The sequence below is a fragment of the Rhodococcus sp. JCM 9793 genome, assembly GCF_055380405.1.
Map to the genome: position 1 here is coordinate 353,118 of NZ_AP043721.1, position 25,704 is coordinate 378,821.

The following is a 25,704-nucleotide window of genomic DNA, read 5'->3' on the forward strand; positions in this document are numbered from 1 at the left end:
CGTGAAATCATCGCAGTTCCGAGATCCACGTGCGGGTCTCGGCGGGGTCGATGACGTCGTCGAGTTCGAAGATCGTCGCCGCCTGCAGTGCCTTACCGCGCTGATACGCCGCCGCGACCAGTTTCCCGAACAGTTCCTCGCGAGCTTCGGCGGTGGGCGCGGCATCGAGTTCCTTGCGGAAGCCGAGTCGCACCGCGCCTTCGAGTCCCATCCCGCCGATTTCGCCGGTCGGCCACGCGACCGTGAACTGCGGTGAGTGGAACGATCCACCGGCCATCGCCATGGCACCGAGCCCGTATCCTTTACGGAGGATGATCGTGCCGAACGGCACCGTCAACCGCGCCCCCGCGATGAAGAACCGGCCGAATCGCCGCACGGTCGCCTGCTTTTCCGATTCCGGACCGACCATGAAACCCGGTGTGTCGCACAGACTCACCACGGGAATCCGGTGCTCTTCGCACAGTTCGAGGAAGTCCGCGGCCTTGTCGGCGGCTTCGGCGTCGATCGCGCCTCCGAGATGGTGGCTGCTGTTGGCGAGCACACCGTAGGCCTTGCCCTCGACCCGCACGAGGGCGGTGACGATGCCGACCCCGTAGTCCGCGCGCAGCTCGAGCACCGAATCGACGTCTGCGATCGCGGTGAGCGCCGTGCGCACGTCGTAGGCGCGGAGCCGATTCTCGGGGACCACGTGTCGCGCGAGACGCGGATCGGGTGCCTCGAATTCGGTTGTCCGGACGGTGAAATACGACAGGTACTGCCGGGTCAGCGCGACGGCATGCTCCTCGTCGCGCGCGGCGAGGTGGACGACGCCGTTACGGCGTTGCACATCGATCGGACCGATCTCTTCGGGTCGGTGCTCTCCGAGTCCGCCGCCCTCGATCATGGCGGGCCCGCCCATCCCGATGTTGGCGTCGGGCGTCGCGATGAGCACATCACACACACCGGCGAGTGCGGCGTTGCCCGCGAAACACCGGCCCGACACCACAGCCGCAGTGGGCACGCGACCGCGCAACGCTGCCATCGACCGGAACGTCGACAGGTCCAGGCCGGCACCGTGCGCTACGTCGACATCGCCCGGTCGTCCGCCGCCGCCCTCGGCGAACAGCACCAGCGGCACCTCGCGGCGCGCAGCGAGTTCGAGGAGCCGGTCGGTCTTGCTGTGGTTGTACCTGCCCTGAGTTCCGGCAAGCACGGTGTAGTCGTACGACATGACGACCACGTCGGCACCGTCGATACGTGCCGTGCCTCCTACAAGTCCGTCGGCGGGGGTGTTCGCGATGAGGTCTTCTTCGCTGCGCCGTGCGCGTTGCGCCGCGAGGACGAGACCGCCGTACTCGACGAAGCTGCCGGCGTCGACGAGATCGGTGATGTTCTCTCGGGCGGTGCGTCGGCCGCGGCTGTGCCGTCGGGCGACCGTGTCGGGACGGGCGGCGTCGAGGGTGGCTGAGTGCCGCGCGTGGATCTCGTCGAGGTCGGCGCGCTCGTCATCGAGGTCGAATGCGTCTGCGGCAGTGCTTGCTCCGGTTTCGTCGTCGAGGTGGACCACGGCGAGCACCGTTCCGGGTTGCACGGTCTGCCCGGGCTGTACGAGCATCCGAGTCACGGTGGCGGTTCCCGGCGCGGTGACCGCGTGCTGCATCTTCATCGCGTCGAGGATCACGATGGGCGAACCGGCGGGCGCGGTGCCGCCCTCCGCAGCGGATTCGACTACTGTGCCGACCATTTCGGCGCGCACCGCATACTCACCGGCGCTCAGTTCGGGCGCTTCCGCCGCGACCGATGTCTCCGCGTGCGGGTCGACGAACTCCTCGAGACGCTCACCGAGCCACGACGTGGTGACCGGACCGGACCGGAATTCCCTGTCGGTGAGAATCTTCCGCAGCACATTCCGGTTGGTGGCGACACCGTCGACGACGAACTCGCCGAGCGAGACCTCGAGTTTCCGGATCGCGGCGCCGACTCCACGCGTGAAATCCCCGGTCGCTTCGCTCGCCCCGACCCGCACGTGTGCGATGACCTTCGCGAGCAGGGAATCGTAGCGGGCACCCACCTCGAGCCCCGGGCGGCCGTGGGTGTCGACGCGAATGCCGGGGCCGGACGGAGGGGTGAATGCGGACAGGGTTCCGGTCGCGGGGACGGCCTGTCCGTCCTGACGCAGCGTTTCGGTGTTGATGCGTGCCTGCACGGCCACTCCCCGGACACGGGTGGGCGCTCCGGTGACACCGTGGGAGTCGGCGGTGACACCGTCGGAGAGCTCGAGTTCGTCGAACAAGGCTCCGCGCGCGACCGCGATCTGCACGGCCACGAGATCGATGCCGGCGACCTCTTCGGTGACGGTGTGTTCGACCTGGATCCGCGGGTTCACCTCGAGGAACACCATGCCCGAGCCGGACACGAGGAACTCGACCGTCGCCACCCCGCGCAGGTGCGTGCCGGCGCCGAGTCGGGCGGCCGCGACGTGCAGGTCGCGTCGCAGCGCCTCGCTCAGCGCGGGGGCGGGAGCGATCTCGACGAGTTTCTGGTGGCGGCGCTGCACGCTGCAGTCCCGGTCGCCGAGTGCACGCGCGACGGTCCCGCCGACACCGTCCGGTGCCGCGACGATCTGCACTTCGATGTGTCGGGCCCGGGTGATCAGCGCTTCGGCGTAGAGGCGGTCGTCGCCGAAAGCGCCGAGCGCTTCGGCCGCGGCCGACCGATGGGCGTCGACGAGGTCGCCGACGTCGTGCACGATCCGCATGCCGCGGCCGCCGCCTCCGGCGCGAGCTTTGACGACGATGCCGTCGGGGTGCTGTGTGAGGAAGGCCCGCAGATCCTCTGGGGTTCCCGAGCCGGAGGCCGGCACCACGGGAATGCCCAGGCTTGCCGCGGTGGCACGGGCGGTCTGCTTGTCGCCGAAGGTCCGCAGCGCGTCCGGATCGGGTCCGACGAACGTCACGCCCGCGTCCGCGCAACGGTCCGCGAACGCGGCGTTCTCGCTGAGAAAGCCGTAGCCGGGATGGACGAGGGTGCAATCCGTGTCGCGGGCGATGCGGAGGATCGCGTCTTGGTCGAGGTAGGCGGCGGGACCGGAACCTGCGAGTGCAACGGCTCTGGTGGCGGCCCCGACATGCGGGCACCCGGCGTCGTCCTCGGCATACACGGCGATGGTGGCGAGGCCGAGTTCGGTGGCCGTTCGGATGATTCGCAGGGCGATCTCACCACGGTTGGCTACGAGCAGCATGTCTACGCACCCCCAGGTCGAAATTGACGTCGGCCTCAATTCATACCGCAGCTCACTCCTGGGGCACCGGACGCACCCGAAGACGTCCGAGACCGATCGCGAGAACCACCGCGGTGATCGATCCCGCCGCCATGATCGCAGCGAGCACCACCACCTGGAAACGACCGGCCTCGATGGGCGACAGCCCGCCGAAGATCGCGCCGACGAAGGCCCCCGGCAGCGTCACCAGTCCGGTCGTCTTCGTCTGGTCGAGGGACGGGATCAGCGCTGCCCGCACTGCGAGCCGGGCGTGACCGAGTGTTGCCTGTCGCATGGTTGCGCCGAGTGCGAGCCATCCTTCGACCTCGGTCCACCGGTCGTCGACGATCTCGGTGAATCTCCGACCGGCAAGTCCCGCGACCGTCATCCCACCGCCGATCACGATTCCGCCGAGCGCGAGTGCGTAGCGGGGTGTCGGCTCGATGGCACCGCTGACGAACACGATGGCGAGGGCGATACCGATTCCGAAGAACATGGACGCACCGACCATCACTGTCGTGCCGACTCCTCGCCCGACCCGCAGCGACGCGGTCCACACCGCAACGCCGAACATGACCACGAGCACCAGGGCTACCCAGCGGACGTCGGCGATGACTCCCGTGAGCACGGCAGCGACGAATGCGAGTTGCCCTGCACCGCGCGCGATTGCGTACACCGGCGCGAACCGGTGCGGAACACCGAACGCCCACAGGGCGGCGGTGGCCACGGCGGCAAGCGCGGTGACTCCCACCAGTGTCCGGATGAGTTCGAGCGGGTCGTCGATCATCGCCGAGCAGCGTATCCCGCCGATCGCCTCGCCAAGACGTCGCAGGATACGGCCGCGGCGTGTTCATGCGCGATACGGTCGATGTATGTCTGCCCGCAAGATCGCTGCGCCCCGGCCCACCCTCGAATCCGACAACTACCTGTACGAACCCAGCGAACGCAGGATCCGGGGGAAGTGGTTCGGGCGGACGGTGGTGGACAGCACCCGCGCGGTGCTGGTGTGGGCGCCGGGCAAACCCGTGCCGTTCTATGCGTTCCCGCGAGACGACGTGCGCTTCGATCTGCTGTCCGCATCGCTGTCTCCGAGCCGTAGCCGCCCGGACGTGTGGCAGTGGTACGACATCGTCGTAGACGACGAGCGCGCGTATTCGCCGGTGTTCCAACTGGACATCGACGGTCTCGACGACCGGTTGGCGTTCGCATGGTTCCGGCAGGGTGAACCCGAGCCGGGCGACACGGTCTACGTCGATGAGGACGAGCACTGGTTCGAGGAGGAGGCCGAGGTGTTCACCCACCCGCGCGACCCGCACCATCGTGTCGACGCGCTCCCCAGCTCCCGCCACGTCCGCGTCACGGTGGGCGACACCGTCGTCGCCGAGACCCGCACACCGGTGTTGGTCTTCGAGACCGGCCTGCCGACGCGCTACTACATTCCCCCTGCCGATGTGGATTTCTCCCATCTCGAGGAATCGGTGCTGCGCACGGGATGTCCGTACAAGGGCACGGCCCGGTACTGGTCGTTCACCGAGCAGTCGTTCACAGGGCAACCGTCGTCGGGACAGCTGTCGGCCGAGAACGTCGCGTGGTCGTACGAGGAACCTCTCGCCGGGATGGAGCCGATCGCGGGGCACGTGTGTTTCTACGACGACGCGGTGGACGTGTCCGTATCGGTGTGACGATCCCTCTTCACAGACAATATTTTAGCGCTAAGATAGTTGGTGAACCGCGACCCGACCCCAGGAGCGATCACCGATGTCACTCACCTCCGTCAGCACCCACCATCCGTACAGCCCGGCGTACATCGCAGGCGGTCTCGTCTTCGTCTCCGGCGCGCTGTCCATCGACCCCGAGGGCATTGCCGTCGAGGGCCGCACCGAAGCCCTCGACGCCGCGATCGACCGCATGACCGACCGGCTCGCCGTCGTCGGAGGAAAGCTCTCCGACGTCGTCAAACTCACCTACTTCGTCACCGACCTGTCGCTGCGAGAGGAAGCCAACCGCCAGTTCGAGCGACTCTTCGCCGAACCGCGCCCGGCCCGGACCTTCGTCGAGGTGAGCGCGCTTCCGTACGGCGCCACCGTCGAGATCGACGCAGTCGCCACTGCCACCGCGCCACACTGATACCGACATCCCCACGCGCCCCGCGCAGGCCGTATCGTGAACAATGCTTTGGCGCTCAACAATCGAGCGGCAAGCCGAAGACACGAGGAGGCCCGCGTGGGGCGCGACAACGTTCCCGACCATGACGCCGTCGACGACATCGTGAATCAGTGGACTCGCGAATGGCCCGGCCTGGACGTCACACCCCTCGAGGTACTCGGACGCCTGCACCGCACCTACCTGCGCTATCAGAGCACCATCGGGCGGATCTTCGACGAGTACGACCTGAACATGGCCTCGTTCGACGTCCTTGCCGCGCTGCGCCGCTCCGGCACGCCCTACCGGATGACGCCCGGGCAACTCGCCGAGAGTTCCCTCGTGACCACCGGTGGCGTCACCCTCCGCATCGACCGTCTCGAGAAGGCGGGATTGGTGAGACGTGAACGCGACGCCGACGACCGGCGCATCGTGCACGCCGAGCTCACCGATGCCGGGAAGAAGCTCATCGACGAGGTGGCGGTCGCTCATTTCGAGAACGAGACCCGCATGCTCTCCGGCATGTCGGCGGACGACCAGGCCGAGCTGGTGCAGCTGTTGCGCAAACTCGAGCATTCACTCGCCCAGCACCAGGGCGGGTAGGGGCGCACTCGGAAAAAGGTCCATACCTCGGAAAAAGACAGAAACACACCTCCGGAGAGGGTGTTTCTGTCTTTTCGTGCCGCGGTTTCCCGCAGGGGCCGGTTACCCGGCCATCTGCTTCGCCAGCTCCTCGGCGCGACCCCGATACAGGCGCCGCAACCGCATGACACCCAGATCGTGCTGGTAGAGGTTCTCGGCCTGGTCTGCGTCGGGTGCCATGGCTTCGAGCATGACCCGATCCTGTTCGAGCACCTCCCAGTGCCGTTCTTCGAGCACGGTGCGATACAGGAAGCGCCACACGTCGCGTTCCCAGCCCGCCACGCGCCGGTATCGCCAGAAGAACACCGCGGTGGTCTCGGCGTCGATGGGGGTGCCCATGCCGACGATGCCGAACGAACCACCGGGCCCGGCGGTGGCCGGGTAGGGAATCTCGAGGTCGACCCAGTCGGCGCCGGTCCGGCAGTACTCGACCCAGTCGAAGTTGACGCCGCGCTGGTCGGTCTTCTCGAAGAAGAATCCCCTGTCGGTCTCGCGGATCCGGAAGCGTGCCGTCGTCTCACCACCGAACATCGAGTGCGATTCGTGGTGCAGAAATGCGCCGTGCATCGGGTCGAGGAGGTTCTCGAGGGCGAATCGCCATGGCGCCTCCCACTCCGCGTAGCAGAGGAACGCGGAAACCTCGTCGTCGACGAGTGGATCGGGGAGTTCGAGCGGCCCCGGTTCGGCATCCGGGTCGGTTCCGAACCACGCAAGGATCGCGCCGCCGACCTCGCGGACTGGTAGCGAGGTGACCAGTCGCTTCCCCTCGAGGTTGCAGCCTGGCATCCCGGGAACTTTCGCGACGGTACCGGTTCCGTCGACCTCGACACCGTGGTACTTGCATGCGATGCGGTCGCCGAGGTGCACGCCTTGCGACAGAGGAGCGCCGCGGTGTGGGCAGCGATCCGCGAGCATCCGCACGTCACCGTCGGACCCTCGGTACAGCACCCAGTCCTCGCCGAGGCGTCGCAACTTCTTGATGCCTCCGCGCTCGACGAAATCGGACGGGCAGACCGCATGCCACTGGTCGCGCATGCCGGTCGCAAAGATCTCGTCGGCGGTCAGTGACGCGGTGCGAAGTCGATTCACCATGGTTACGCTCCGATCCGTTGCATTTCGGTGGTGAACGAGATGGGCGTCCACGGCTGCCCGTCGGGCGCGTGAATTCCGGAACCGTTGAGGCCCTGGACAAGCCCTTCGAGGTCGTGAGCGCCCGTACCGAAGACCTGCTCTATGGCCTTGGCCAGCTTGATCTCGTAGGGAGTGGGGTCGGCCGTCCGGGCCTGATGGATCTCGAGATACCGAGTCATCGCGAATCCTTTCTACAGATCCAGCACCAGCTCGTCGGAGCCGGCGCGGGAGACACAGAGCATGATGGTGGCGCCGGACTCCTGCTCGGAGGCTGTGAGCAGGGAGTCGCGGTGGTCGGGAGTGCCGCAGAGAACGCGGGTCTCGCACGTGCCGCAGATGCCCTCACGGCACGAATTCGGGACGTTCACACCGGATTCCTCGAGTGTTTCGAGAATCGTCTTCTCCGGCGACACGGTCGCGGATACGCCGGACTGCTCGCACACGACCCGGAACGGTGCGTCCCCTCCGGCATCCGCGACACGTTCCTTCGCCTTGAAACGCTCGAGGTGGATCGCATCCGCCGGCCAGGCCTCGGAATACGATTCGATCGCCGTGAGCAATCCGTCGGGGCCGCACGCATACACGAGCGTGTCGGGCTCGGCGGTGCCGAGCAGGGTCGCGAGATCGAGGATTCCGTCGACGCTCTCGGTGACGATATGGACGCGGTCGCCGTAGCGTTCGAGCTCGTCGATGAAGGCCATCGACGTGCGGTCGCGCCCACCGTAGTGGAGTTCCCATGTGGCGCCGGCACGTTCGGCCTCGCCGATCATCGCGAGTATCGGAGTGATCCCGATGCCTCCGGCGATGAACACGTAGCGCGGCGACGGAACCAGTTCGAAGTTGTTGCGCGGGGCACTCACCGCGACCGAGTCGCCGGGGCGAAGGGTCTCGTGCACGCGACGAGATCCACCCCGCCCCGCACGCTCGTGCAGGACGGCCACGCGGTATCCGGTCTTGTCGTCGGGGTCGCCGCACAACGAATACTGGCGGACGACCCCGCCGCCGAGATGGAGGTCGAGGTGGGCACCCGGTGTCCAGCGGTCGACGGCCGCACCGTCGGAATGTTCGAGTCGGAGCGAAACGACGCCGGCGGACTCGACCCTCATCTGACGGACCAGGAGGTCGACGGTGTCTGCGGTCATGATTCTCCTCGAAGACGCTTTACTTCAGTGCTCATTATCTTAGCGCTAAGATGTTATCTGCGCCACAGTCGCGGGGGTTTTTCTTTCCGCAGGTCGTCTACGACGACGGAACGGTCACCGGCGGCGTGAACGGCGTGGGCATCTCGCCGTACGACGCGAGATCGACTTCGACGATGACAGGCGCCCGCAACGACACCGCGTCCTCGAGCACCGCGTGCGCCTCGGAGGCTCCACCGATCCGCCGGTACTCGACACCGACGGCCTGCGCGAGAAGCGCGAAGTCCGGTGTCGTCAGATCGACAGCGTAGGTGCCGCGACCTGCACCGGATTGCATGTTGCGGAGTACGCCGTAGCCGCCGTCGTTGCACACGAGCAGCACCAGCCAGGGCTTCTCCTGCGCCATCGTGAGGATCTCGCCGAGGTGCACGGCCAATCCACCGTCGCCCACCAAACCGAGCGTCGGCCGGGTCTCGTCTGCGATCGCAGCACCGATCGCCATGCCGAGTCCCTGGCCGATGCCACCACCGCGCGGGAAGATGTTCGAGCGCGGATCGAACATCGGCAGCAGCCGGTTTCCCCACGAACTCGATGCAATCGTCACGTCACGCGCGATCACCGCCTCCCGCGGTAACGCTGCGCGCACTGCGTCGCACAGGACGGCATGGTCGCCGAGTCCGGAACGTTGGGTCGCGCGGACCCGGTCGCGGGTCTCGCGAGCGCGTTCGGTCCATGCAGTGTCCACCGATTCACCGAGTCCCTCGACACCCGATACCGCGTCGAGGAAGGCCCCGATCTCGCCGACCACGGGTAGATCGGCCGGGAACACTCGGCCCGGCGCTGCCGGATCCAGATCGACCTGGATATGATTGTGCGGCATCGGGATCGAGTAGTCGCCCGTCTCGTTGGAGCGGAAGTGCGTCCCGAGCGACAGCACGAGATCCGCCTCGGCGAGCAGGGCACGCACGAGTGGCGACGACCCGTAGTTCCCGATGCACAGCGGGTGATCCTCCGGCACCGCACCTCGACCGGAATTGCTGGTCAGCAGTGGCACGCCCCATGTCTCGACCAGCGCGGTGAGCTCGCCCCCTGCGCGGGCCACACCACCACCCGCCCAGATCACGGGACGACGGGCACCTGCCATCGCCGCGAGTGCTGCGGCGACCTGTGCCGCATCCAGCGGCAGGACATGATGTTCGGTCACCGGGACCGATTCGAGGTCGCACTGCGCGTACTGCAGATCGATCGGCCACTCGACGCTCACCGGGCCGCCGGGGGTGGACAGAGACCGGGCGACGGCCTCCCGCAGCACCTTTCCTGCGGTGTCCGCATCTCGCACGGTCTCGGCGTGGACCGATACCGCGTCGAGCATCCCCCATTGATTCTTGGTCTCGTGGATGAATCCGCGCCCCGAACCGAGATACTGCGATTCGACCTGCCCGGTGACATGCAGGACGGAGGTCCCGGCGCTCAGCGACTCGATCAGGGAGCCCGCCGCATTACCCGCCCCGGTGCCGGTGCTCGTGAGTGCGCAACCGAGCCGGCCTGTGGCCCGGGCATATCCGTCGGCTGCGTTCACAGCGGTCGCCTCGTGTCGTACCGGCACGAACCGCAGTTCCCTGCTGACCGCTTCGACGAGGGGCTGGTTGTGCACGCTGACGATGCCGAACACGGTGTCGACACCCGCCTCACGCAGCACCTGCACCAAAAGATCGCCGCCGTTGCCGACCCGGGTTTCGCTGGACATTGTGAGAGTCCTTTCAGACATAGCGCGCGACACCGCCGCACACATCGATGCTGGTGCCCGTCACATACGACGAGCGGGGTGAGAGCAGGGTGACGATCATGTGGGCCACCTCGTCTGCATGGCCGAATCGTCCGAGCGCGATACCGCGATCGGCGGCGATCTCGGTTTCCCACTCCTCGAAACTTCCCGCATGGCCGGAGTTCTCGTAGCGTCGTCGCCACTGACCTGTGTCGACGAGTCCGAGCGCCACCGAATTCACGCGGATACCGTCGGCGGCCAGTTCCAACGACAGCGACTTGCTCAGATTGAGCAGGCCCGCCCGTGCCGCACTCGTCGTGACCAGACGTGTCTCCGGCTGGCGCGCGAGGACGGCCGAGATGTTGACTATCGACGGCGCCGACGACTTGCGCAGCGCAGGCAATGCGGCCTCGACCGTATTGAGCACGCTCGAGAACTTGAGATCGAACTCATCACGCCAATCGTCGAGCGTGGTTTCGGCGCGCGGCTTCATCCGCGAGCTTCCCGCATTGTTCACCAGCCCATCGAGACCCCCGAACCTGTCCTGAGCGGCCTCGACGAGGCGGGCCACGGCTTCACTGTCGCGTACGTCGCACGCGGCGGTCAGGACACGATCACGCCCGGGAAGTTCGCTCAGTGCGGCATCGAGTCGGTCGACGTCGCGCGCGCACGTCACGACCTGCGCGCCTTCGTCGAGCAGCATCGCGACGGTCGCGAGTCCGACACCGGAGCTGCCGCCGGTGACCAGATAGGTGCGGTCTTTCAGGTTCAGGTCCACGACCCGGTCCTCCCATGGTCTAGTGCAGGACGAATCCGCCGTTGACGACGAGTTCCTGTCCGGTGATGTACGACGCCTCGTCACCCATCAGGAAGGAGACGGCGCCGACGAGGTCCGCCGGTTGCTGTGGCCGGGTGAGCGCCCGGTTGAGCCGGTACAGTTCGTGACGGTGACCCGGAACATGCTGTGCTGATTCGCTTTCCGTCAGACCGGGCGACACCGTGTTGACGGTGATCCCATAGGGCCCGAGATCGCGCGCCATGGTGCGCGTCAATGCCGACACACCCCCCTTGGAGGCGATGTAGTGGGTGAGCTTCGGTGAACCGTACAGCGCCGCATCGGATCCGATCGAGATCACCCGCCCTCCCCCACGCTCGTCGCTGTGCTCGATGATCGAAGGGATCAGCGCACGGCTGACGAGGAACGTTCCGCGAAGGTTCACATCGAGCACGCGATCCCACTCGTCGACCGCAAGTTCGTGCACTGCCCTGCCGCCCACTCCGTCGGCGAGCGCGGCATTGTTGACCAGGCCGTAGATCGGCCCATCCGCGGTGACGGACACTGCCATCTCGTCGACCGAGTCCGCATCGGCGAGATCCACGCGCACGTATCGGGCGGCGATGCCGTCGGCGCGCAATTTCTCGGCGCTGTCCTCGCCGCGGCGAACATCGATATCGCAGAGCGCGATACTCGCCCCGTCCTCGCCGAGCCGGCGGGCGATCGCGAGACCGAGTCCGCGTGCCGCACCGGTGACGACGACGACGCGGTCGTCCAGGGCACCCACGGTCAGTCCCGGGAGATACCGAAGACTGCGGACGTCTCCGGGTAGGTGGGCACCTGAGGCTTCTGCGTCCCGATGATCACGCAGAACAGCGCGTCGGTGCTTCCGGTGTTCTTCAGGCTGCGGGGGACCCCGGCGGGGACGACGATCATGTCGCGGTAGCCGAGGGTGCGCTTCTCGACGACGCCGTCGCGGTGCACGCCCACCTCGACCTCACCTTCGAGGACGAAGAAGGCCTCCTCGGCGTCGTGGTGCGTGTGCTCGGGGCCTTCCGCACCGGCAGGCAGAAGCATGTTCGAGAAGGTGAACCCCTGCGACGCGATGGTGCGGTTGTCGTTCTCGTGGTTACCGGTGGCGCCCGATCCGACGTAGCGGATCTGTGCGCGCTTGAAGCGATCGCCGGCCTTGGCCTGGAATCCGAGTGTGTCCCAGTCCTCATGACGGGTGCCGCGGCCGAGGATCAGCGAATCGGTGAATTCCTTCAGGTCCGCGGTCTCGTAGTCGAGTGTCATTGCTGTCTCCAATTCAGTGAGTGACGGTGCTGTGGATGCGCAGACGTTCGGTGATCTGCACGAATGATTCGGTCCAGGCGTTGAAGGCGTCGGGCTGTTCCTGGTTGGCGAGGTGCCCGGCGCCGCGGAGGGTGACGTAGACGGCGCCCGGGATTCCGCCGGCGAGCTCCTGACTCGCTGGAGTCCCCGTCACGGTGTCCACGTCGCCGCACATGACCAGGGTCGGGACGTCGATTTTCTCCAGATCGTCGGTGTGATCGGTCGCGGCCATCGATTCGGCGGCGTAGCCGTAGCCGGGCAGTCGAACCGCGTCTGTCATGATTCCGGTCGCGCGCTCGACGAGGTCGTCGGATGCGTTCGGGGACAGCAGCCGTGGCGCGCGGCGGACGGCGAAGTCCTGAGGCCCGCTGCGGCCCAGATCGATGATCCGCGATCGCATGGTTGCGGCGCTGTCGGCGTCGGCGCCCGACCCGACCGTCGAGGCTCCGAGGACGAGGCTGCGCACGAGTTCCGGGTGTCGCAGCGCCAATCGCGTCGCGATCACTCCGCCCCACGACATACCGAGTACGTGTGCGCCCGCATCCGAACACTTTTCACGGATGAGTTCTGCCGCAGCGTCCGCATAGTCGTCGAGATCGAGTTCCCGGGATGGGTCTTCACTTCGGGCATATCCCGGTGCATCCCAGGCGATCACCCGGAGTGAATCGCCGAGCCCGGCGACCTGCGGTGCGAAACTGTCGGAGCTACCGCCGATTCCGTGCAGCATCAGCACGGCGGGTCCGGTCCCGTAGTCGACGGTGTACGTCATGATGCTCGTTCCAGATCGTGGCGTTCGAACGCGCCGGGGTCCGGGATGCCTGCCATGTGTTCCCGCACTTGGCGGGACGGCGGACCGGCAGTTCCCCACAGGTCGGAGAGCTCGGGCACGCGCCGCCACACACGGCACAGCCAGCGGTCTTCGTCGATCTGCGCGATCCCCGAGGTGTACTCACATACGAGGCCGGCGGGGTCGGCGAAGTACGAGAAGGTGTTGTCGCCCGGGCCGTGCTTGCCAGGACCCCACAGCGGGAGCTGTCCGTGATGGCGAAGACGGCCGATACCGCGCATGAAGTGGTCGACGCTCGGCATCTCGTAGGCGACGTGATTGACCGATGCCCATTCCGCCTGGTTGAAGGCGATGCTGTGGTGGTCGGAATTGCAACGCAGAAACGCCATCTGGTGTTCCGACCAGTCGGAGACACGCATTCCGAGGACATCGCAGTAGAACCGCACCGCGGCGTCGATGTCGACGGTGTTGAGGACGACGTGGGTGACGCCCACCGGCACGGCGTCGTCGCCGCCGAGGGCCGGAACCGCGAGGGTGTCGGCGATGAGCTCGATGATGCGCCCCTCGGGATCGACGATGCGCAGACCGTATCCACCTCCGGCGTCGTCCACCGGTCCGGGTCCCTGCACGACGAGGATTCCGCGCTCCGCGACACGGCGTGCCGCGTCGTCGACCTCGGCCGGCGTGGACACTGCGAAACTGATGCGCCCGAGACCGTTTCGGTCCGCCTGGGTGAGCTGGAGGGCGTGGTGCTGGTCGCCGGTCCCGCGCAGCCAGGCGCCTTCCCGGCCCGATTCGACGACACTCAGGCCCCAGACCTCGGAATAGAACTCGGCGGAGTCGGCAGCAGCGTGGGTGCGTAGTTCGACCGAGCGCAGGCGCCGCAGCCGGGCGATGGGTTGATTCACGAGAATTCCTCCGATGGAGCGATGGATATTATCTTAGCGCTAAGATATTTGCTTGTACAGACCCGCGGCAATATCCGATGAATCGGCCGTTACGGCAGCTCAATCCACCCAGCGATCGGGCTCGTCGTCCAACCCGAGGTAGATGCTCTTCTGGCGCGAATACGCAGCGATACCGGCGCGCCCCTTCTCGGTACCGAGACCGCTCTCCTTGATACCGCCGAACGGGGTCGAGATACTGAACCGCTTGTAGGTATTGACCCACACGGTGCCCGCCTCGAGCTGTCGCGCCAGCCGCCAGGCCCGACGGTAATCACGCGTCCATATACCCGACGCCAATCCGAACACCGAATCATTGGCCTGCGCAAGAAGATCCGATTCACCATCGAACGGCAGCGCAATGAGGACGGGGCCGAAGATCTCGTCCTGACACACCGCGGCGTCGTTGCTCAGTCCGTCGATGACGGTGGGCAGGTAGTACGCACCGTCTGCCAGCTCCGGGTCGTCGGGGGCAGTGCCGCCGCACAGCACGCGGCCGCCCTCACAACGGGCGAGGTCGACATAGCGGGCGACGGAAGCGCGGTGCGTGTGATGAACAAGGGGCCCGACCTGAGTACGCGGGTCGCGCCCATTACCGATCCGCAGCGCGCGGGTCCGCTCGACCAGTCGCTCCATGAACGCCTCGTACAGTGACCGGTCGACGAACAGCCTCGACCCGGCGATACAGCTCTGACCGGTCGACGAGAAGATCCCGTACATCACACCGGCCACGGCGGCTTCGATGTCTGCGTCATCGAGCACGATGGTCGGCGACTTGCCGCCGAGTTCCAGCGACACCGGCATCAGTTTCTCGGCGCCGGCATGCGCGACGGCACGCCCGGTGCGGGTGCCGCCCGTGAAGGTCACCTTGCCGACGTGCGGATGCTGCACGATGGCGTCGCCGACGATCGAACCCTTGCCGGGGAGCACCGACAGCAGCCCCGGCGGCAACCCCGAGTCGTGGATCGCGCGGGCGAGTGCCATCGAGACCAACGGGGTCCATTCTGCGGGCTTGAGCACAACGGCATTCCCGGCGGCCAGCGCGGGCGCGATCTTCTGTGCGTCGCTGGCGATCGGCGAATTCCACGGGGCGATCGCGCCGATCACACCGATCGGCTCATGAATGCTCATCGTGAGGTAGTTGCCGCGCTGCGTCGTCAGGTCGTCGTCGGAGGTTTCGAGGACCGCCGCGAAGTACCGGAAGGTGCCGGCGGCACTGCCGACAAGCGCGGTCGTCTCGGTGAGTGTCTTGCCGGTGTTGTAGCTCTGGAGGAGCGCGAGCCGCGACGCTTCGTGCTCGATTGCGTCGGCGATGCGGTGCAGGTAGCGGGCGCGTTCGTGCGGGAGCATCCGGCGCCAGGCCGGGTCTGCTGCGGCGACACGGCCCGCGGCGACGGCCTCGTCGACGTCGTCGGCGGTGGCCTGATGGACGATCTGCAGGGTTTCCCCGTCGGCGGGATCTGTGACCGCGAAGGCGGGTCCGGTAGCGCGGCGCCAGGTGCCGCCCACCAGGATCTCGTCGGCGACGGGCACGAAGCCGAGTGCGGTGGCGGTACGTAGTGCGGTGGTCACTGGGAGATCTCCTCCAGGGTCTTTTCGCGAGTCTCGACCGCGAAGAATCCGACGACGACGGCACCGATCAGTGCGACGACACCGAACATTCCGAACACGAGCGCCAGGGTTCCGCCGGCGCCGAGAATTCCACCGACGACCAGGGGGCCGACGATGATGCCGAGCCGGCCGCTGGCACCGCCGATGGCGCATCCGATCGCACGCATCCGGGTCGGGTAGAGCTCCGCGGTGTAGACGTACAGGGCCATGTTGACGGCGAAGACGAACAGTGCCGCTCCGGCCGACCAGGCCAGCACTGCCATGGCCGATCCCGTTCCGGTGGCAGCGAGCAGGAACAACAGCGTCGAGCACAGCACCATCGAGGCCGTGATGCAGACGCGGCGACCGAGGTTGTCGATCAGGAACGCCACCACGAGACAACCGATGAGCCCGGCCACCGTCGTGAAGATGCTGTAGTGAAGTGCCGTATCGACACTGACCTCGAACACAGAGCGATAGAGGGTCGGCAGCCACGACGCGATGCCGTAGTTGACGAAGTAGGCGCATCCCCAGATGGCGGCGAGCATCAGTGTGCGGCGCAGGTATACGCCTTGGAATGCCTCCCGGAAGCGGCCTCGACTCGTGTCTGTGACACCTGTGGCGACGGGTTCCGGCTCCGGCAGGGTCTTCCCGTAGCGGTCGGTGATCTCGGTTTCTATCCGTCGCATGGACGCGTCTGCCTCGTCGTATTTCCCTCGGGACGCGAGCCAGCGCGGCGATTCGGGAAGCTTGAACAGTGCCGGCAGCAGGAGGACCGGGATGGCGCCGAGCGCGAAGAGGATCTGGTAGCCGAAGCGGGGTACCACCCAGGCCGAGACGACCGCGGAGGCGACGAGTCCGATCGGGAAGATCACCTCGTAGAGCAGGACGAAGCGGCCACGTTTGTGCGCCTTGGTGATTTCACCGATGTAGGTTGCCGCGACGGGCACTTCTGCTCCGAGCCCGATCCCCTGGACGAATCGGAATACCAGGAACAGCATCAACGAATCGGTGAAGGCCATCCCCAGACTCATCACGGCATACAGCGCGAGCGAGACGATGATGACGTTGAGGCGACCCATGCGGTCGGCGAGCCAGCCGCCGCCGAGCGCGCCGACAAGCATGCCGATGCCGCCGATAGCGATCACCCACGCCACGCTCGCCGGGGTCAGGTTCCATTTGGGGATCAGGACGGGTAGCGAGTAGGCGATCATCAGCTGGTCGAAACCGTCGAAGAAGGTGACGGCGCCGACGATGATGCGGGCCTTGATGTGCCATCGGCTCATCGGCAGCCGCTCGAGGCGGGCGCTGATCATCTCGGCACTAGTGGACATGGTGGTCGATACCGGTGTCATCGGGATCCTCGGTGTCGGAGGCCATTACTTAAGCCCTTAAAGACTTACCGCTAAGATGTAACCTCGAACACTCGATCTCGTCAACCATTGACTTTGAACAGGGGGTCGCATATGGGAATCCAGAATACGACGCATCGAGGCAAGTCGGCCGCACACCGCTCCCCTGCATCCACCCTCCGAGATTCGAGAATCCGATTTGCATCCCCCAGTACTTGCCATAATGTAAATATTCATGACTGCAACCGACCAGGTATCGCATCGCGAGCGCAAGCGCGCCCGCACGTGGACGGCTATCCACCTCGCCGCCGCGCACGCAGCCGCGACGCACGACCACCTGTCGGACATCACCATCGAAGCGATCGCCGACGCCGCCTACGTCTCACCCCGCACCTTCTTCAACTACTTCAAGTCGAAGGAAGACGCGGTACTGGGCCTGCGCGCAGCCGTCATCAGCGACACGGTCGTCGACGAGTTCCAGATCGCACCCGGTGACGACCTCGTCGAAAAGGTCGCGTTCCTGCTCCTCACCGTCTTCCGCACCACCAACCACAAACAGATCACACAGACCGAATACGCCGATCTGATGGATCGTCACCCCGAACTCGCCCGCCGGCGCTTCCGATACATCGACGACGTACAGGCACTCGTCGCCGAGTTCGTCACCGAACGACTCGTCACGTCCAAGGGGTGGACGTCGGCCCACCCCGACGAATCCGCAGAGGAAGCAGCACAGATGGTCGTCACGGTCGCCGGTGCCGTGATGCGGGCCGCGATGCGCCCGATCCTCACGCGCGCAGACCTCGAGGGAACCGATGCCGATGCGATTCTGCGTCGGAAATGCACGCAGTTCAGAAATGTGACGCGACCATGACGGCGGAATCCACGAAGACCGAACAGGAACCGTCGGCACCACCCATCCGGATCGGATTCATCTTCGCGGGACTGCTGCTGGCGATGCTCTCGGCATCACTGAGCCAAACCGTCCTCAACCCCGCACTGCCCACCATCGTGGGCGAACTGCACGGCGCCGACCTGATGCTGTGGGTGATCACCGCCTACATCCTCGCGTCGACGATCATGATGCCGATCTACGGCAAACTCGGAGACCTTCTCGGTCGCAAACCGATTCTGATGGTTGCCATCTCGATCTTCGTTCTCGGTTCGGTGGTCAGCGCGACCGCTCCGAACATCGTCTGGCTCATCGCCGGCCGAGCCATCCAGGGACTCGGCGGCGGCGGATTGATGATCCTCTCGCAGGCCACAATTGCCGACGTCATCCCTGCCCGTGAACGCGGCAAGTACATGGGCATCATGAGCAGTGTCTTCGCACTGTCGTCGGTCAGCGGTCCGCTGCTGGGCGGGTTCTTCACCGAAGGCCCCGGCTGGCGCTGGGTGTTCTGGATCAACATCCCGATCGGTCTGCTCGCCCTCCTTGCCGCAGCGTTCTTCCTGCGCCTACCCGAGCGGCGTCGATCACGCCCCCGGATCGACGTCGCCGGAATGGCCGTCCTGTCTGTCGCGACAACACTTCTCGTGTTGGTCGCCACCTTGGGCGGCGCGCAGTTCGCGTGGTCGTCACCGACCATTCTCACGATGATCGCCGCGACCGCCGCGGCGGTAGGACTCTTCCTGGTCATCGAAACTCGGACCACGGAACCCGTGATCCCCCTGCACCTGTTCCGTGACCGCAACTTCAACATGTGCACCCTGGCCGGGCTCCTCATCAGCGTCTCGCTGTTCGGTGTGGCCTCCTACATGCCCACCTATCTGCAGATGGTCGCCGGCATGGGAGCCACCGCCGCGGGACTGATGATGCTCCCGATGATGGGCACGCTGTTCGTCACTTCCACGCTCATCGGCCGATACGTGACCCGCACCGGCCGCTACAAGAACTGGCCGATCTTCGGCGCCGTCATCGTTGCGGCGGCCATGGTCGCGCTGTCGACGCTCACCGTCGACAGCCCGCTGTGGCTTCTCGGCTGTTTCGTGGCGCTCCTCGGTCTGGGATTGGGCACCTCGATGCAGCTGCTGGTCCTCGTCGTGCAGAACTCCTTCCCCATCGAGGAGGTCGGCACCGCCACGGCAAGCAACAACTACTTCCGCCAGATCGGCGCGACACTCGGCGTCGGCGTCGTCGGCAGCGTGTTCACGACCCGGGTTGCCACGCTGATCACCGAACGAATCCCCGACGCGGCAGATGCCGGAATCCACGCCGACTCTCTCACCCCCGGCATCGTGAGAGCTCTACCCGACTCGCTGCACCTCGCGGTCATCGAGTCGTACAACGAGGCGCTCACCCCGATCTACCTCGCGATCGCTCCGCTCGCGCTCATCGCAGCGGTGTGCCTGTTCTTCGTGATCGAGAAGCCGCTCGCCACAACGATCGAGCGGAAGACCACGGTCGCAGACGCCTGAGGGGTCAGCGCCCCGGCAGCCATTTCATCGCCGCCACGAACGGCGCCAGCATCTTCGCCCATGCCTTCTTCGGCAACCCCCGGGGGCCGTCCAGATTGAGCAGGCGTGTGGTCGCGATGGTCTGCGACTCGGTGTATTTCAGCAGACCATCGGGACCGTGCCGCCGGCCCACACCGGAAATACCCATACCTCCCATCGGGGCGTCGGTGCTGCCCCACGCGGGCGCGTACCCTTCGTCGACGTTGACGGTGCCCGCGTGGATACGCGCAGCGATCGCCTCGCCCTCGGCCTTGGTGCGCGCCCACACCGACGCGTTGAGTCCGTACTCGGTGTCGTTGGCACGACGGATCGCGTCCTCGACGTCGTCCACCGGATACACCGACACCACCGGCCCGAACGTCTCATCGGCGTAGCACTCGGCGTCTTCGGGAACGCCGGTCAGGACGGTCGGTTCATAGAAGATCGGTCCCAGGTCCGGGCGCGGCCTACCTCCTGCGACGACGGTCGCGCCCTTCGCGACGGCGTCGTCCACGTGCGCCGACACGGTCTTGACCTGGTTCTCATTGATGAGTGATCCCATCTCGGTACCGAAGTCGTAACTCGCACCGAGCGCGACCTTGCGCACCCGATCACCGAACATCCGCAGGAACTCGGGGGCGATCGACTTCTCGACGTAGATCCGTTCGATCGAGATGCACAGCTGACCGGAGTTCGAGAAGCACGCACGCATCGCGGCTTCGGTCACCTCGCGCAGATCCGCGCCCTCGGTGACGATCATGGGGTTCTTGCCACCGAGTTCCGCGGAGAAGCCGATGAGACGTCGCCCGGCTTGCTCGGCGAGCAGCCGACCGGTCTGTGAGGAACCCGTGAACATCAGGTAGTCGCTGTTCTCGACGAGCGCGGTGCCCACCACTGAACCCGGCCCGGGGACGACGGCGAACAGGTCGCGCGGCAATCCCGCCTCGTACAACAGATCGGCGACCGCAAGCGCGCAGTACGGGGTCTGACTGTCGGGTTTGAGCACCACCGCGTTGCCCGCGAGCAGCGCGGGGATCGCGTCGGAGACCGCGAGGGTCATCGGGTAATTCCATGGCGCAATGACTCCGACAACGCCCTTGGGGTGGTGCCGCACCGTGGTCTTCGTCAGGACCGGGAGCATTCCCGTGGCACTACGTGGGCGCAACAGTTTCGCGGCAGTGCGTGCGTAGTAGCGCGCGGTCATCGCAATGTCGAGCACTTCTTCCTGCGCCGATACCCGGGACTTACCGGTTTCGGCCTGCGCCATGTCCATGAGCGACTCACGCTTCGAGATCAGCAGGTCTCGATAGCGGTGAAAGATCTCGGCGCGCTCCTGGACCGGCGTCTGCGCCCACGCGACCTGCGCTTTGCGTGCGCGGTCGATCGCGGCTTTCGCGTCGTCGGCGGTGCCGACGGGCACGGTCGCGATCTCGCGGCCGGTGAAGGCCTCGACGACGGGCCGCGTGGGCCGCTCGGACGCATCGTCGATCGCGATGAGGTCGGCGAGTCGCGCGAAGGTCGCAGCGCTCGGAGCAGGCATGTCGTACCCCTACCGGTGAGTAGTTTTCGGAGTTACACCAAACTACCGCGCCGGGATGGTCCCTGTCACAGTCCGGGCATTCCACGGTCGGCCCGCGCTGCCGGAAGGACTCACCTACGGTCACCGAAGGTCGTCTACGTGGAACCCCGCTTCCAAGCGCTGCCGGACGGAACCGAGATACCGGGCCGCGTCGGCGCCGTCGACGATGCGGTGGTCGTAGGAGAGGGACAGGTAGGCCATCGCCCGCACCTCGATCTGGAGTGATCCGCCGACGCCGCGAGAGGGAACGAGGCGCTCGACGACGGTCCCGATGCCGAGGATGGCGGACTGGGGCTGGTTGATGATGGGGGTGTCGAACAGCGCGCCGCGGCTGCCGGTGTTGGTGATCGTGAATGTGCCCCCGGACAGATCGTCGGGCCGAATCGTTCCCGACCGCACGTGGTCCGCCGAATCGCCGATGGCACGGGCGAGTTCGGTGATGCTCAACCTGTCGGCATGACGGATGACGGGCACCATCAGTCCCTTGTCACTGTCGACGGCCATACCCAGATGCACCGCCCCGTGGTAGGTGACCTCGGTGCAGTCGGTATCGAGCGACGAGTTGACCACCGGATGCTCAGCGAGCGCGCCGACGGCAGCGGCGACGAAGAACGGCAGGAACGAAAGTTTCGTACCGGTCCGGCGGTGGAACTCTTCCTTGTGTGCGGTACGTAGTCCGGCGATCTCGGTGATGTCGACCTCGACCACTGTGGTCAGTTGCGCTGAGGTCTGCAGAGATTCGAGCATGCGACGCGCAATGGTCTGCCGGATCCGGGGCAACTTCTCGACACGGTCCCCAGAGTCTGTCGGCGCAGTGGGCACCGCCGCAGCCACCGGGGCAGCGGGTGCGGGCGTCGGTACTTCCGGTGCGGGCGGCTCGGGATCTGCAGAGCCGATCGACGCGAGCGCTGCACCGACTTCGACGACCGCGTCCTCTGCGGCCAAGAGTTCGACGAGGGTGCCGGTAGTGGGTGACGGGATCTCGGTGTCAACCTTGTCGGTAGCGACCTCGAGCAGCGCCTCACCCTCTACGACGCTGTCGCCCACCGATTTGAGCCATCGAGTGATGGTCGCCTCGGTGACGTTCTCGCCGAGAGACGGCAACGTCACCGAGATACCTGTTTGTGTCGTCGTCATTTCTTCGTCTTCCTTGGGTCAGGCGATGAGGTCGAGTGCAGCACCGACGACGCTGTCGGTATCTATCCCGTGGTACTTGTACACATCCTCGAGCGACCCGACCTGCCCGAAAGTACTGACGCCGAGAGCAGATCCCGGAACATTGTTGATGCCGGTGAGGAACGCCAACGTGTGCGGGTGACCATCGAGAACAGTGACCATCGGTGCTGCCCGGTCGGCGGGGAACACCTGATCGAGAATCCACGACGCCCCGTCGGCAAGCCCACGACGCGCCTGCACCGCCTCGAACAGCCGTCCCGGACTCGTGACACAGATGACATCGGTCGCAATACCCTGCGCAGCCAACCGGTCAGCAGCAGCGAGAGTTTCGGTGATCACCGCACCCATACCGACCAGCGACACCGCCGGATCCTCGGTGCGCCGAAGCGTATAGGCGCCCGCGACCACCTGCCGACGACGACGTTCTCGGGCAGCGGGATCCGTCGGCACATTCGCCAGAGTCTGATCCACCGGGCGAGTCGACAGTCGCAGATACGACGACGATCCATCGGGCCGACCGAGCCGGGAGATGCTGTCGAGCAGCGTCCACTCGGTGTCGATCGCGAATGCCGGTTCGTAACTGACACACCCCGGCTGCTCCAATCCGATCGACGGGGTCTTGATCGACTGGTGCGCACCACCTTCCGCGGCAAGCGTCACACCGGAGGGAGTGCCCACGAGGATCGACTGGCCACCCGCGTAGATTCCGTACGACCACGGCTCGAGTGCCCGTTCGACGAACGGGTCGTACATCACGCCGATCGGGAACAGAGGCTGCCCCCAGCGACTCCATGTGGCGCCGAGCTCACCCATCAATCCGACCAGGTTGGTTTCGGCGATACCGAGTTCCATGTGCTGCCCGGTGGGCTTCTCCCGCCAGTGCATGATCGTCTCGGCGTCGTCGTCGAACCAGTTGCGGCGTTCGTTCGGCGACCACACCCCGACCTTGTTCAACCAGCCCGCCAGGTTCGTGGTGGACGAGACGTCGGGACTGACGGTGATGACGCGCTTCGCCGCATCCGGAGCTTCACGGCTCAAATCCAGCAACGTCCGACCCAGAGCAGCCTGGGTGGTGGACGTCCCCGACGGGGTGCGTCCGATGTCGGCCGGGACGGCCGGTGGTGTACCGAGTTCGACCGTGTCGCGGGCCAACCTGCTCGCAGTGGCCCGGCAGAGATGGTCGGCCGCACTGCCGGCGCCGAAACGCGCCCACGGGTCGGTCGGATCCATGCCGAGCTCTGCTGCGAGCTGCGTGTACTGATCGACGGTCAGCAGCGACGAGTGGTTCTGTGGATGGCCCTCGGTGGGCAGCCCGCGGCCCTTGACGGTGTAGGCAATGATCACCGTGGGACGGGTGTCGTCGATCTGCGCATACGCTGCGCGCAGTGCGTCGAGATCATGTCCACCGAGGTTGCGGATCGCCTGCAGCAGGGTGTCGTCGTCCAACTCGGCGATCAGCGACGCCACCGCAGCGGCGTCGGGTCCGTCACCAGGTAGTCTCGTGCGCACCTCGTCGGCGGTACGCCGCAACATCCGCTGGTACTCGGGGTTCGGCATGTCCAGGATCCGGGTACGCAGCGCTGCGCCGCCCGGGCGGGTGAACAATGATTCCAGCAGGGTCCCGAATTTCACGGTGATGACCTGCCACCCGGCGGCCGCGAACATAGCTTCGAGCCGGCCGGCGGCGATGTTCGGCACCACCCGGTCCAGGGACTGCCGGTTCAGATCGACGATCCACACGATCTCGCCGAGTTCGGCGACCGAGTGATCGAGGACCGCTTCCCACACCGCGCCTTCGTCGAGTTCGGCGTCACCGACGAGGGAGTACTGCCTGCCCGTCCCGGCGCCACCGATGGCGGTGTCGACGTAGCGGCGGGCGATGGCACCCCAGATCGGAGCCGTCGCCCCGATGCCGACCGACCCGGTCGAATAGTCCACCGGATCCGGGTCTTTCGACCGGGACGGATACGACTGCAATCCGCCGAACTCACGCAGCGTCGTCAGGTACTTCTCGTCCAGCTCCCCCAGGAGGTAGTTGATGCCGTGCAGCACCGGGGAGGCATGTGGTTTGACCGACACCCGATCGCCCGGTCGCAACTGCTCGAACCACAGCGACGTCATGATCGACACCATCGACGCGCACGACGCCTGATGACCGCCGACCTTGAGGCCAGTGGGATTCGGTCGAATACGGTTGGCGTGGTGGATTATCGAGGTCGAGAGCCACAGCACACGCTGCTCGATCTCAGCCAGCGTGTCCGTGCTGACACCGGACACCGGTGCGTGCAGATCAGCGGACGAGGTACTCGCAGTCATGACATCACTTCCTGGGGTAGCTGAGTGGATTGGTCGGCCGGAGAGTGCCATCACGATGTTGTGGCGACAATCCTGCGCAGACGACGATCCGCATCCCATTGCCCCTGCTCGCCGGGGATGGGGGCGAGCAGGGGTGGGCTGACGGTGATGGTGTTCGCTCGTCCTCAGGTCGCTCGTGCTCAGGTCGTGAGTGAAGCGGATGAACCGACTATGCAGTTCTCTCATTACAGTCGACTATCGACGCACACTTACGCAATACCGCCAGCGGAATTTGAGCATTCTGCGTATCTTTACCTGCGGCTCGCTCTCAGACGTTGGCAAGATGCTGAATGAGATCGCTGCAGATTGCCGGTGATCGTCGGTCGTGTTTGACTCCTTCTCACGAGCTCGCCACCGCCGAGCACACGCTCACTCACGCCGGATCCCGGACTTCGTCAAGCTGGCCGACGCACTGGGCTGCGCAGCTCTGCGATGCAATGCGAGCGTGAAGAAGACATCGACAGTGTCATCGCTCAGGCGCGGGAGATCAACGATCAGATCATGGCGGCCAAGGATATTCGCCCTCTGTTCGACGACGAGAACGACGCTGAACACGAGTGGCCGCAGGCATGGCGGCGTGCACAGCAGACCCGGTGGAGCACCTCCCTCGAGTTGGCAACTCGCCCGCCCGCCGTGCATCCATCACGACGGACGACACCGCAGCAGCGGTCTCTCGACCGGGATTTCGGATCGGAGCGCTACCTGATGGTGGTCATGCCGTCGAGGATGAGGTCGATGCCGGCAAGGAATTGTTCGCGGTCGTCGTGGTCGCGCATCTGTGTCGCCGCCTGATGCACGAAGGGATACTTCGCCCGGTCCAGCTGAGCCCACCGTGCGGCGACGGTCGCGAGGAACGCCGAGCGATCCGTATCCTCCGCGAGGAGCCGAGCGGCAGCGGCGTACTGCGCAGCGAGACCGAGAATGTAGCTCACGAGCGCGGACGCGGAGTCGAATTGCGCTCGTTCGGGAACACCCAACGCCTGGACTTGTCCGCCGACACCTTCGAGGATCTGTGTTATCGCGGATTGCCAAGGCTCACGGGAGAGTTGGGTGCCCACCCAGGGGTGCGCGTCGATCGCATCGAACACTCCGGAAGTGATGGATCGGATCGCCTCCCGCGGTTCCGTGCCCTCCTCCACATCGGTCATGACGCGGGCGATGACGTCGTCGGCAGCCGTCGCAAGTAGCTCACTCTTGTTGGCGACGTGCCAGTAGATCGCACCGGCCCCCGTGGCCAGGTGAGCCGCGAGCGCTCGGAACGTCAGCCCGCTCTCGCCCTCGGCGTCGAGAATCTCGATCGCCGCCTCCACGATTCGCT

At 66.0% G+C, this 25,704-nt stretch carries 22 protein-coding genes; 5 read left to right on the plus strand and 17 right to left on the minus strand.

The annotated features are described in order from the left end of the window. Positions 1-7: 7 nt before the first annotated feature. Together ACZ46K_RS03765 and ACZ46K_RS03770 are read right to left on the minus strand one after the other, a co-directional pair. On the minus strand, positions 8-3,220 hold the full coding sequence (locus tag ACZ46K_RS03765) for an acetyl-CoA carboxylase family protein (RefSeq protein ID WP_464746744.1): 3,213 nt from the start codon (positions 3,218-3,220) through the stop codon (positions 8-10). A 52-nt stretch (positions 3,221-3,272) separates the two neighbouring features. Further along, a complete protein-coding gene (locus ACZ46K_RS03770) occupies positions 3,273-4,022 on the minus strand; it encodes an ABC transporter permease (RefSeq protein WP_464749229.1) in 750 nt (249 codons plus the stop codon). Between the two features lie 88 nt (positions 4,023-4,110). Here ACZ46K_RS03770 and ACZ46K_RS03775 point away from each other — a divergent pair, with 88 nt between their 5' ends. From ACZ46K_RS03775 to ACZ46K_RS03785, 3 genes are all read left to right on the plus strand, one after another. Continuing rightward, positions 4,111-4,920 (plus strand): DUF427 domain-containing protein, encoded by an 810-nt coding sequence (locus tag ACZ46K_RS03775; RefSeq protein WP_054806583.1) that lies wholly within the window; start codon positions 4,111-4,113, stop codon positions 4,918-4,920. A 76-nt stretch (positions 4,921-4,996) separates the two neighbouring features. Next, positions 4,997-5,365, plus strand: a complete 369-nt coding sequence (locus ACZ46K_RS03780) for a RidA family protein (RefSeq protein ID WP_464746746.1) — start codon at positions 4,997-4,999, stop codon at positions 5,363-5,365. A gap of 96 nt (positions 5,366-5,461) precedes the next feature. Next, positions 5,462-5,983: a MarR family winged helix-turn-helix transcriptional regulator gene (locus ACZ46K_RS03785; RefSeq protein WP_054810290.1), complete on the plus strand. Its 522-nt coding sequence runs from the start codon at positions 5,462-5,464 to the stop codon at positions 5,981-5,983. Between the two features lie 102 nt (positions 5,984-6,085). Here the strand turns inward: ACZ46K_RS03785 and ACZ46K_RS03790 are convergent, their stop codons facing one another. From ACZ46K_RS03790 to ACZ46K_RS03840, 11 genes are all read right to left on the minus strand, one after another. Then, positions 6,086-7,114: a Rieske 2Fe-2S domain-containing protein gene (locus ACZ46K_RS03790; protein ID WP_054806585.1), complete on the minus strand. Its 1,029-nt coding sequence runs from the start codon at positions 7,112-7,114 to the stop codon at positions 6,086-6,088. Between the two features lie 2 nt (positions 7,115-7,116). Continuing rightward, positions 7,117-7,332 (minus strand): recombinase-like helix-turn-helix domain-containing protein, encoded by a 216-nt coding sequence (locus tag ACZ46K_RS03795; RefSeq protein ID WP_054810291.1) that lies wholly within the window; start codon positions 7,330-7,332, stop codon positions 7,117-7,119. A gap of 12 nt (positions 7,333-7,344) precedes the next feature. After that, complete coding sequence (locus tag ACZ46K_RS03800) at positions 7,345-8,295, minus strand: PDR/VanB family oxidoreductase (RefSeq protein ID WP_464746748.1); 951 nt, start codon at positions 8,293-8,295, stop codon at positions 7,345-7,347. Between the two features lie 97 nt (positions 8,296-8,392). Next, on the minus strand, positions 8,393-10,060 hold the full coding sequence (locus ACZ46K_RS03805; RefSeq protein WP_464746750.1) for a thiamine pyrophosphate-binding protein: 1,668 nt from the start codon (positions 10,058-10,060) through the stop codon (positions 8,393-8,395). Next, positions 10,053-10,835 carry an SDR family oxidoreductase gene (locus tag ACZ46K_RS03810; protein WP_054806586.1) on the minus strand — a complete coding sequence of 261 codons (783 nt, stop codon included), beginning with the start codon at positions 10,833-10,835 and terminating at the stop codon, positions 10,053-10,055. Before ACZ46K_RS03810 ends, ACZ46K_RS03805 begins: the two co-directional genes overlap by 8 nt. A gap of 19 nt (positions 10,836-10,854) precedes the next feature. Then, positions 10,855-11,619, minus strand: coding sequence for a 3-oxoacyl-ACP reductase family protein (locus tag ACZ46K_RS03815; protein WP_464746752.1), 765 nt, complete (start codon positions 11,617-11,619; stop codon positions 10,855-10,857). A 2-nt stretch (positions 11,620-11,621) separates the two neighbouring features. Then, positions 11,622-12,128, minus strand: a complete 507-nt coding sequence (locus ACZ46K_RS03820) for a cupin domain-containing protein (RefSeq protein WP_054810292.1) — start codon at positions 12,126-12,128, stop codon at positions 11,622-11,624. A gap of 13 nt (positions 12,129-12,141) precedes the next feature. Continuing rightward, on the minus strand, positions 12,142-12,936 hold the full coding sequence (locus ACZ46K_RS03825; protein WP_464746754.1) for an alpha/beta fold hydrolase: 795 nt from the start codon (positions 12,934-12,936) through the stop codon (positions 12,142-12,144). Beyond that, on the minus strand, positions 12,933-13,862 hold the full coding sequence (locus ACZ46K_RS03830; protein WP_464746756.1) for a VOC family protein: 930 nt from the start codon (positions 13,860-13,862) through the stop codon (positions 12,933-12,935). The genes ACZ46K_RS03825 and ACZ46K_RS03830 overlap by 4 nt, the downstream gene beginning before the upstream one ends. 99 nt (positions 13,863-13,961) lie before the next feature. After that, the gene (locus ACZ46K_RS03835) at positions 13,962-15,470 is read right to left on the minus strand and encodes an aldehyde dehydrogenase (protein WP_464746757.1); all 1,509 of its coding nucleotides are present in this window, start codon (positions 15,468-15,470) and stop codon (positions 13,962-13,964) included. After that, positions 15,467-16,843, minus strand: coding sequence for an MFS transporter (locus ACZ46K_RS03840; protein ID WP_054810645.1), 1,377 nt, complete (start codon positions 16,841-16,843; stop codon positions 15,467-15,469). Before ACZ46K_RS03840 ends, ACZ46K_RS03835 begins: the two co-directional genes overlap by 4 nt. A 232-nt stretch (positions 16,844-17,075) precedes the next feature. On the opposite strand from ACZ46K_RS03840, the gene ACZ46K_RS03845 reads away from it, so the two are divergent. Together ACZ46K_RS03845 and ACZ46K_RS03850 are read left to right on the plus strand one after the other, a co-directional pair. Further along, positions 17,076-17,714: a TetR/AcrR family transcriptional regulator gene (locus tag ACZ46K_RS03845; protein WP_054807438.1), complete on the plus strand. Its 639-nt coding sequence runs from the start codon at positions 17,076-17,078 to the stop codon at positions 17,712-17,714. After that, positions 17,711-19,258 (plus strand): MDR family MFS transporter, encoded by a 1,548-nt coding sequence (locus tag ACZ46K_RS03850; protein WP_464746759.1) that lies wholly within the window; start codon positions 17,711-17,713, stop codon positions 19,256-19,258. Before ACZ46K_RS03845 ends, ACZ46K_RS03850 begins: the two co-directional genes overlap by 4 nt. A gap of 4 nt (positions 19,259-19,262) precedes the next feature. Here ACZ46K_RS03850 and ACZ46K_RS03855 read toward each other — a convergent pair whose 3' ends face one another. From ACZ46K_RS03855 to ACZ46K_RS03870, 4 genes are all read right to left on the minus strand, one after another. Then, positions 19,263-20,816 carry a succinic semialdehyde dehydrogenase gene (locus ACZ46K_RS03855; RefSeq protein WP_464746761.1) on the minus strand — a complete coding sequence of 518 codons (1,554 nt, stop codon included), beginning with the start codon at positions 20,814-20,816 and terminating at the stop codon, positions 19,263-19,265. A gap of 120 nt (positions 20,817-20,936) precedes the next feature. Continuing rightward, the gene (locus ACZ46K_RS03860; protein ID WP_054810593.1) at positions 20,937-21,992 is read right to left on the minus strand and encodes a 2-oxo acid dehydrogenase subunit E2; all 1,056 of its coding nucleotides are present in this window, start codon (positions 21,990-21,992) and stop codon (positions 20,937-20,939) included. An 18-nt stretch (positions 21,993-22,010) separates the two neighbouring features. Then, positions 22,011-24,347: a transketolase-like TK C-terminal-containing protein gene (locus ACZ46K_RS03865; RefSeq protein WP_464746762.1), complete on the minus strand. Its 2,337-nt coding sequence runs from the start codon at positions 24,345-24,347 to the stop codon at positions 22,011-22,013. Between the two features lie 737 nt (positions 24,348-25,084). Then, on the minus strand, positions 25,085-25,696 hold the full coding sequence (locus ACZ46K_RS03870) for a TetR/AcrR family transcriptional regulator (RefSeq protein WP_464749230.1): 612 nt from the start codon (positions 25,694-25,696) through the stop codon (positions 25,085-25,087). Positions 25,697-25,704 lie beyond the last annotated feature (8 nt).

Bases quoted from the DNA above. Each gene is read 5' to 3' on its own strand.
- ACZ46K_RS03765 (WP_464746744.1), bottom strand. From the start codon at position 3,220: ATGCTGCTCGTAGCCAACCGTGGTGAGATCGCCCTGCGAATCATCCGA.
- ACZ46K_RS03790 (WP_054806585.1), bottom strand. From the start codon at position 7,114: ATGGTGAATCGACTTCGCACCGCGTCACTGACCGCCGACGAGATCTTT.
- ACZ46K_RS03800 (WP_464746748.1), bottom strand. From the start codon at position 8,295: ATGACCGCAGACACCGTCGACCTCCTGGTCCGTCAGATGAGGGTCGAG.
- ACZ46K_RS03860 (WP_054810593.1), bottom strand. From the start codon at position 21,992: ATGACGACGACACAAACAGGTATCTCGGTGACGTTGCCGTCTCTCGGC.
- ACZ46K_RS03845 (WP_054807438.1), top strand. From the start codon at position 17,076: ATGACTGCAACCGACCAGGTATCGCATCGCGAGCGCAAGCGCGCCCGC.
- ACZ46K_RS03820 (WP_054810292.1), bottom strand. From the start codon at position 12,128: ATGACACTCGACTACGAGACCGCGGACCTGAAGGAATTCACCGATTCG.
- ACZ46K_RS03825 (WP_464746754.1), bottom strand. From the start codon at position 12,936: ATGACGTACACCGTCGACTACGGGACCGGACCCGCCGTGCTGATGCTG.
- ACZ46K_RS03795 (WP_054810291.1), bottom strand. From the start codon at position 7,332: ATGACTCGGTATCTCGAGATCCATCAGGCCCGGACGGCCGACCCCACT.
- ACZ46K_RS03840 (WP_054810645.1), bottom strand. From the start codon at position 16,843: ATGACACCGGTATCGACCACCATGTCCACTAGTGCCGAGATGATCAGC.
- ACZ46K_RS03775 (WP_054806583.1), top strand. From the start codon at position 4,111: ATGTCTGCCCGCAAGATCGCTGCGCCCCGGCCCACCCTCGAATCCGAC.
- ACZ46K_RS03805 (WP_464746750.1), bottom strand. From the start codon at position 10,060: ATGTCTGAAAGGACTCTCACAATGTCCAGCGAAACCCGGGTCGGCAAC.
- ACZ46K_RS03855 (WP_464746761.1), bottom strand. From the start codon at position 20,816: ATGCCTGCTCCGAGCGCTGCGACCTTCGCGCGACTCGCCGACCTCATC.
- ACZ46K_RS03865 (WP_464746762.1), bottom strand. From the start codon at position 24,347: ATGACTGCGAGTACCTCGTCCGCTGATCTGCACGCACCGGTGTCCGGT.
- ACZ46K_RS03850 (WP_464746759.1), top strand. From the start codon at position 17,711: ATGACGGCGGAATCCACGAAGACCGAACAGGAACCGTCGGCACCACCC.
- ACZ46K_RS03780 (WP_464746746.1), top strand. From the start codon at position 4,997: ATGTCACTCACCTCCGTCAGCACCCACCATCCGTACAGCCCGGCGTAC.